The organism is Deltaproteobacteria bacterium, assembly GCA_030654105.1.
GTDB lineage: Bacteria > Desulfobacterota > SM23-61 > SM23-61 > SM23-61 > JAHJQK01.
This window is the reverse complement of sequence record JAURYC010000324.1, coordinates 1-7,599: the sequence shown is the minus strand read 5'-3', so window position 1 is coordinate 7,599 and position 7,599 is coordinate 1. Positions and strand designations below refer to the sequence as shown.

At 49.9% G+C, this 7,599-nt stretch carries 7 protein-coding genes; 6 read left to right on the top strand and 1 reads right to left on the bottom strand.

The features are described from left to right. The 6 genes from Q7V48_14265 to coaE form a co-directional block, all read left to right on the top strand. Positions 1 to 1,855: AAA family ATPase (locus Q7V48_14265; protein MDO9211892.1), on the top strand; the 1,855-nt coding region annotated here is incomplete at its 5' end. Between the two features lie 282 nt (positions 1,856 to 2,137). Then, on the top strand, positions 2,138 to 3,418 hold the full coding sequence (locus Q7V48_14260) for an acetyl-CoA hydrolase/transferase C-terminal domain-containing protein (GenBank protein ID MDO9211891.1): 1,281 nt from the start codon (positions 2,138 to 2,140) through the stop codon (positions 3,416 to 3,418). A gap of 75 nt (positions 3,419 to 3,493) precedes the next feature. Next, the gene (locus Q7V48_14255) at positions 3,494 to 3,985 is read left to right on the top strand and encodes a DUF2889 domain-containing protein (protein MDO9211890.1); all 492 of its coding nucleotides are present in this window, start codon (positions 3,494 to 3,496) and stop codon (positions 3,983 to 3,985) included. A gap of 268 nt (positions 3,986 to 4,253) precedes the next feature. Then, complete coding sequence (locus Q7V48_14250) at positions 4,254 to 4,733, top strand: DUF2889 domain-containing protein (protein ID MDO9211889.1); 480 nt, start codon at positions 4,254 to 4,256, stop codon at positions 4,731 to 4,733. Then, positions 4,723 to 5,349 (top strand): PHP domain-containing protein, encoded by a 627-nt coding sequence (locus Q7V48_14245; protein MDO9211888.1) that lies wholly within the window; start codon positions 4,723 to 4,725, stop codon positions 5,347 to 5,349. The genes Q7V48_14250 and Q7V48_14245 overlap by 11 nt, the downstream gene beginning before the upstream one ends. 15 nt (positions 5,350 to 5,364) lie before the next feature. After that, positions 5,365 to 6,777: a dephospho-CoA kinase gene (gene coaE, locus Q7V48_14240; protein MDO9211887.1), complete on the top strand. Its 1,413-nt coding sequence runs from the start codon at positions 5,365 to 5,367 to the stop codon at positions 6,775 to 6,777. Positions 6,778 to 6,831: 54 nt separating this feature from the next. Here the strand turns inward: coaE and Q7V48_14235 are convergent, their stop codons facing one another. Continuing rightward, on the bottom strand, positions 6,832 to 7,290 hold the full coding sequence (locus Q7V48_14235; GenBank protein MDO9211886.1) for a response regulator: 459 nt from the start codon (positions 7,288 to 7,290) through the stop codon (positions 6,832 to 6,834). Positions 7,291 to 7,599: the final 309 nt, after the last annotated feature.

The following is a 7,599-nucleotide window of genomic DNA, read 5'->3' as shown; positions in this document are numbered from 1 at the left end:
GGCTCAGCTGCCCTCTGAATGGACCGCCGTGGATACGTCAACCACCGAAACCAAATCCAGAGAATTTCTTCAAAAAAGATTCGAGGCCTGCTATCCGTTCCATCCAGCCACGCTTTCTGTTTTCCAAAGAAAATGGCGGGCACTTCCCCATTATCAGCAGACCAGAGGGACTTTAGCAATGCTGGCGCAATGGATATCTTTGGCCCTGAAGGAAGGATTCCAAAAAGCACGCCGTGAGCCCTTAATCACTCTCGGTTCGGCCCCCCTTGACGTGCCAGAATTTCGCGCTGTCATTCTTGGACAGCTTGGGGAACCGAGGCTGGTGGCAGCTATTGACGCAGATATTTCGGGGAGTCATTCCCACGCGCGTGCCCTCGACGCGGATACCAAGGGGCCGCTTCGCGATATTCATCGACGGGTGGGTGCGACGATTTTATTTGAATCTTCAGGGGGGCAGGTGGAGAAATTAGCTCATCTGCCGGAGCTAAGGTTTGCATTGGGCGAGCCGGAAGTGGATACAACCTCTATTGATAATGCGGCTCTGAGCCTGGAAAATAAGGCCTTCTTCATTCGCAAGGCCGGGACGGATGGATTTCAGATCCGCCATCAGGCAACTCTAAAGAAAGTAGTAAATGACCGGCAGGCCTCTCTCGATGAGAAAGATGAAGTCAAACCGGAAATGCGCAAGATCGTCAAGAAAGAGTTTGAAAAAGGGGCAAGCATTCCCCTCATATTTTATCCCGCAGATAGTTCAGAAATTCAAGATTCTCCAAAATTGGCGCTTGTTATCATCGATCCGGATTTAGAATGGACAGGCAGCGGTCCCTTGCGCGAGCAAATTAAGGAGTGGACCAAACAACGAGGAAAATCCCCAAGATTATATCCAGGATCGCTAATCTGGTGTCTGAAGAAACCTGGGCGCGATTTTCGGGATAAAGTAGAACTTTGCCTCGCATGGAGAAAAGTAGCAAAGGAAGTCTTGGAAGGAACACTTGGCGAAATCGATCGTTCGGAACGTGCGGATATTCATGCGAAAGTAGGTGATGCCGAGGATAAAGCGAAGGACGAGGTATGGGGTGGGTATCGCTTTGTATTACTTTCAGATAGCCAAGAACCAGACGGTCTTAAAATTATCGACCTCGGAGCAGGCCATGCCAGCGGTGCGGAGACACTTTGCGGAAGAGTGATTGCCGCTCTGAAATCTCAAGCGCTGCTTAATGAATCCGTGGGGGCGGGCTATATTGACCGCAACTGGCCTCCAGCCCTTAAACAATCCGGCGCCTGGCCTCTTTCCAGCCTCCGCCAAAGCTTTCTCAATGGGGCCTTAACCCGGCTAATTGACCCGGATACCGTTCTTCGCATCAAGATTGTTGAGTTTGTCAGCAAAGGCGACTTTGGTTTGGCTTCCGGACAAAAACCTGATGGGACATATGATCGGTTATGGTATTCAGAGCCAGTCTCTCAAGACGAGGTAGCGTTCGAGGCCGGGGTTTTCTTGTTGAGGAAGGCAACGGCGAAAGCTCTTAAGAGTGGGGCAACGCTTGAATCACCATCCATAATGGGAACAGGCGGTGTAATCAGTCCTGAACAGCAACCAGAGCCAACTCCCACTCCTGAACCTAGTCCCGGGATTCAAAAAAGAACGCTTCGCTTGGTCGGGACTATCCCACCAGAGGTGTGGAACCGCCTTGGGACAAAGATTATTCCAAAACTTAAATCCGGCGATGACCTGAAGATTGAGATTGATTTCTCGGTAAGCTTAAATGTTGAATCCATACGAAGTTTAGAGACTGACCTTCGCCAGGCTGTCGAAGATTTAGGCCTCGGAGGCAAGATCAGGATAGAACAATCATAACAGGAAAGATCATCCCTTGCGTCAGTCAGGAATATGTAGGGATGGCGCAGTCTTCAAATCAAACGAATTAAACCTATGTTTCCATCCAATGTTGGTGCGATCGTTGCGGAACTTCCCATAAATTTAATAGGACGCAGAGTTGCGCAGATAACAACGGATAATTATTTTTTTTTTAGTTTATCCTGATAATATGTGTTTACCCTGTTAGATAGTAAACATCTAACAGGGTGAATCCGTGTCCAAAAAGGAAATTCCTATTCAATCAAGATGAAGTGATGAAAGATGAAAAAAGCTAAAAGATGCAACGCCCGCGAAGCTTTACGGGAAGCGATTCGGCCAGGCGACCGGATCTTTTTCTCTATCGCTTCCGGCCAGCCGCAAACCCTGCTCCAGGCTTTGGTGGATGATTTCGAATATTACCAGAACGTTGAAGTCATCAACGGCTATCTCCTGGCCGAGCATCCCCTGGCCAAGAAAGGCCTTGAATCTTCCTTCCGTTGCATCAGTTTCCAGAACAGCCCTTCCCTGAGGAAAGACTGGGAAGAAGGGCGGATCGATTTTCTTCCCATCCGCTATTCAGACGTCCCCCGGGCCTTTGCCCGCAAGGGGCCGACTCCTATCGACGTAGCGTTGATTCAGGTTGCCCCGCCGGACAGCGACGGCAGGTTTAGCCTGGGAGTATCTACCAGTCATGCTTACCCTTTGGCTCTGGAGGCCAGGACCATCGTGGCTGAAGTCAATGATCAGGCTCCCCGGACCTTCGGCCCGTGTTCTTTCTTCGCCTCCGAGGTTGATTATTTGGTGGAGTGTTCCGCCCCGCTGGTTCCCTATCCAGAGATAAAAATCGGTGAAGCCGAGCGCCGGATCGCCGAGTTGGTGGCCGGACTTATTGCGGATGGGGCCACACTCCAGATCGGCATCGGCAACCTGCCAGCCGCCATCCTCCAGCTACTGGAAGGGAAGAAAGACTTGGGTTTTCACTCCGGCATGCTCTCCGATGGAATCGTGGACCTGGTGGAAAAAGGAGTCATCACCAATCGTAAAAAAAACATCTACCAGGGGAAGATCGTGGCCGGCGAACTCATCGGGACGGAAAAACTGTTTCGCTTCGGTCATCAGAACCCTCTCTTGGAAATGCATCCCGCGCAAGTCAGCCACAATGCCGAATTAATCGGCAGGATCGATAATTTCGTAGCCATCAATTCCGCGTTGGAGATTGACCTCACCGGACAGATCAACGCCGAATCATTGAACGGCATCCAACTCAGCGGGGTGGGCGGCCAATTCGATTTCGTGGAAGGAGCGTACTTTTCCCGGGGGGGAAAATCCATTACCGCCATGACCTCATCAACCGGTAAGGGAAAGGTTTCCCGCATCGTACCCCGGTTGCCCAGCGGGGCTGCGGTCACTATACCCCGCTTCATGACGGACATCGTGGTAACCGAATACGGAATAGCTGAACTTCGCGGCAAATCTTTCTCCCAGCGGGTGGAAGCTCTTCTTGCCATCGCCCATCCGGATTTTCGGAAGGAGCTCTGGGAAGCGTTAAGCAAGAAGAAATGATTTTTGCTTGTAGATTGAATCCTTTGTTTTGGTTAGGCCAAGAGCGGCGGGATGAGAAAATAGCGAGGGAAAATCATGACGCTGTCATTCATGAGAAACAAGGTAGTCCAAGTAGAGCCCTATTCAGAGAACACTTTAGCCGTTTCCTGGCGGCTGGTGGACAACCTCACGGAGGCTGAAATTCAGATAAAAGTCCGACTTCCAGATTTGGAAATCATTGCAGCCCAGACCCGAACGGTGCGCTCTCCTCACCCGGAATGTTCATCGGCTCCAGAGTTGATCCAGAAGGTTGTGGGCGTCCGGGTAGGACCTGGCTTGCGCAAGATCGTCCAGGACCTCATGGGTGGAATTTCGGGATGTCCTGAATTCGCCGAAGGGGTGTTAGAATGTTGTAACGCCGTAATCCTTCACTTCACCGTTCCCCAAATCCAAGAGAATGCCAAAGGAACCGAAGAAGAAAGGCTAAAAAAATATCAGGCTATGTTAAAATTTAACCCCCGGCTTGTGCGCAGCTGCGTTGCTTTTGCTGACGACAGCCCCCTGCTGCAGGGATTAAATACGCAATAATTTTTCCACAGAGGCCCCAGCTTGGCAAAGCCGCAACCAAAAAAACTTTAGCCACAGAGGGCACAGAGATATAAAGAAAGACCTTAAAAAAGACAATTTAGGACACAGATAACCACAGATAAAAATAGATAAAATTAAAAATTCTTAATAAAGTTTTTTATCTGGGTTTATTTGCGTTCATCCGTGTTCTAAGTTTTTTTTGTTCTAAAGATTTTGGCTATAGCTCTGTGATCTCTGTGCCCTCTGTGGCTAAAAGGAGAAGAAACGAATGATTACTTTCAGTCGAACTTTGCTGGTGGGGGCTGAATTTTTAAATGATACGACTTTACGGTTTTTCGGGACTCTCGAGGATCACATCTACGCCATGGAAATCCAAATGGATGTGCGCGTGGGGGACGGAGTGATTGCAGCCATCCAGGGCCGAATGAAGCGCTATACCACCCCGGTATGCCCCAAGGCCGTAGATGTTCTTCAGCAAGCCGTGGGGATATCCCTGCGGGAAGAAGGCTGGATCTCCAGAGTGAATCGGGAAGTAGGGCGTAAAGGTTGCCAGCATTTCGGCGAGATCCTTATCGAGTGTGGCCGTTGTTTGGATTCGGCCCGTTTAACTCAAGCCCTGGGAGAGAAATTAAAAGCCGACCCTTCCGCCCCTTCCGTCCCCATTGCCCGCTCCTGGGTAGAGGAACATGCGGAGGTCCAGGGTTTTTGCCTGGCCCGGCCTGGAGAGAAGAACAGCCATGCGCGTTGATCTGCATATCCACACCCGGCCGCGTTCTTCGTGCAGTGCAATCGCCCCAGTCGATCTTATTCGGGAAGCGGGTCGGTTAGGTTTGGATGCTGTCTGTCTAACTGAACACCAGAACCGGTGGAATGCTCAAGCTATCGAAGAACTGGCCAGAGAAACAAGCATCCGGATCTTCCAGGGAAATGAGATTACCACCAACCAAGGGGATATTTTGGTTTTTGGTTACCCTGAGGAGGTAAAGGGAGTTGTTACCATCCAGGATCTTCGGCGGGCCGTAAGGGGGGCGGGAGGGTTAATGATTGCGGCCCATCCTTTCCGGGGGTTTCTTCTCTTTGGCATCACCCAGCTGCAAATGAATGTGGAACAGGCTTGCCAGCGGTCCGTTTTTCGCTACGTGGACGGGGTGGAGATCCTCAACTGCAAGGTTACGGACCCGGAAAACCAAATGGCCCGCCAGGTGGCCGAACGGCTGGGTCTTTTGGGCGTGGCCGGGAGCGATGCGCACCGGATCGATGAAATCGGCCGATGCGTAACCATTTTTCAGAAGGAAATCCGCAACGAACAAGAGCTGGTCGAAGAGCTCCGGGCCGGGAGATTTCGTACGGAGCTCCGGAATTAATCAACGGGAGGGGCGATGAAAACAAACCGCGACTGGGAGAAGCTGGTTCGCCGGATGGAACTCTTGATGAGGTTAAAATCTTTCCCCGTTGCCTTTAAGCTTCTGGAGAAGCAAGAAGCCCTGGCCGATATCCCTTTCATGCGCAGAATGACCCATAAAGTGACCCTCTGCCAGCTCATCACGCTCGTCAGGACTTTTGACTGGACGGTAGGAGCAGACCTCAACGATTTCCTCTCCCCCATGTGCCCTTCGATCATCGGACTCACCGACTTGCCAGAGGTCTTTAAGGATGGAACCTTCCGGTCTATCGTCTGGACCAAGAGCCGCAAGGACGGCCAAAAATACGAAAGTTCCATCCCCCGCCTGCCCACTGGCCATTACCAGGCGGTCGCTATGGCTCCTCTGGCCTACAACCCTTTTGACCCCGACCTCGTCTTGATCTACGCCAATCCCGCTCAGATGATGCTCCTTATTAACTCTCTCCAATTTGAGGATTATGAAGTCATGGAATTTTACTGCGTGGGGGAATCTTCCTGTTCCGACGCCATTGCCAGATGTTACCTCAAGGGGAAACCTTTTTTATCTATCCCCTGTTATGGGGAGCGGCGTTACGGCCATGCTCAGGATGATGAATTAATCATGGCTCTCCCCGCAGGGATGATGGATAAAGCCCTAAAGGGTATGGAAGCCCTGTACAAGAGGGGGGTTCGGTACCCGATCAGCTATGCCGGCGCTGAACTGGATCTAACCTATGCTTTTCCAATGTCTTACTCCGGGCTGCAACAATTGGAAGAAGTCCGGGGAAAGGACAACCGCATCCTGTTGGGCGTGACGGGGGGAATCGCCAGCGGCAAAACCACAGTGGCCCGGATGCTGGAAGATCTGGGGGCTCCGATCATCGATTTCGATCTGCTCAGCCGGGTAGTAGTGGAGCCGAATAAGCCGGCCTGGAAAGAAATCGTGGCTTATTTTGGAGAACAGGTTCTGCTGGAAGACAAGACCCTGGACCGAAAAAAGATATCCCAGATCGTTTTCCATGAACCGGAAAAACGAAAAAAACTGGAAAGCTTCATCCACCCCAGGGTTTACCATGAATTTGCCCGGCTGGTTAAAGAATTCACGGCCAAAGATCCCAATGCCATCATCCAGGGAGTCGTTCCCCTCCTACTCGAAGCCAATTTGCAGCATCTCTTCCATAAAATCCTGCTGGTGTACATTCCGCAAGAGATGCAGGCCGAACGCTTGATGAAACGCGACCGGATCTCCCGGGAAATGGCTACTAATATTCTCAACGCCCAATTGCCCATCGAGGAGAAAAAAGGTTATGCCGATTTTATCGTGGACAATTCCGGAACTTTAGAGGAAACGAAAAGACAGGTGAAAGAGGTTTGGAAGAAACTGAAACAGATGCAAAAAGAAAGGCGCTAAGCGTAAGGTAAAAAAACCAAAGTTTCAGGTTTCTAAGGAAAAATGGGAACTTCGTTAACCAGCCGTGAATTCACGCTCCTGATTATCCCCTACGTTACGAAGGCCTTTAATTTGTTGAATGAGATTATTGATTTTCAGGTTATAGTTCCGTCGTTCAAAAGATTTACTGATGATGGAGATAATATCCGCAACGTTGAAAGGTTTGGAGATGAAATCACCTGCTCCATAGCGGATAACTTCCTGGGCATTTTTCAAGGTTCCGTAACCAGTAATAATGATGACTTCAACGTCGCTTCTGATTTTTTTGATCTCTTTCAGGACATCAATCCCCGAAAGCCCGGGCATATTCAGATCGAGGGTGACAAGGTCAATATTTTCTTTTTGGATTAACGCGAGCGCTTCCTTCCCATTGGCAGCCGTATAGATTTTGTAAATGGACTTAAGAATCATGCGCAAAGATTCGCGTGGACCCGCTTCGTCATCTACAATCAATATTGATCCCTGCTGTGCCATTTTAAAAACTCCTTAGGAGGTTTCTTTTTCGTTAACTAAACTTATGAGGCAATTTTCTAAGTGCAAATCTTATGCCCTTGAAGGCGCGCGTTCCCCAAACTTTTTAAGTATTGGAATATTATGAACGATTTTAATTGAGGAAGGAGTAAGCTAATCTTTTCGGGGGGTTTTATTTGGGGGTCTCAGCCCAAAACCGTACATTTTATAACATTCAGTGTTAGATTTCTGAAGGGGTGATAGGCATCAATCCTAAGGAGAAGATTCGCAATTCCCGAGGAATCGAATCCCTTGGGGGCTAATAAAATGGAG

Bases quoted from the DNA above. Each gene is read 5' to 3' on its own strand.
- Q7V48_14260 (MDO9211891.1), top strand. From the start codon at position 2,138: ATGAAAAAAGCTAAAAGATGCAACGCCCGCGAAGCTTTACGGGAAGCG.
- Q7V48_14245 (MDO9211888.1), top strand. From the start codon at position 4,723: ATGCGCGTTGATCTGCATATCCACACCCGGCCGCGTTCTTCGTGCAGT.
- coaE (MDO9211887.1), top strand. From the start codon at position 5,365: ATGAAAACAAACCGCGACTGGGAGAAGCTGGTTCGCCGGATGGAACTC.
- Q7V48_14250 (MDO9211889.1), top strand. From the start codon at position 4,254: ATGATTACTTTCAGTCGAACTTTGCTGGTGGGGGCTGAATTTTTAAAT.
- Q7V48_14255 (MDO9211890.1), top strand. From the start codon at position 3,494: ATGACGCTGTCATTCATGAGAAACAAGGTAGTCCAAGTAGAGCCCTAT.
- Q7V48_14235 (MDO9211886.1), bottom strand. From the start codon at position 7,290: ATGGCACAGCAGGGATCAATATTGATTGTAGATGACGAAGCGGGTCCA.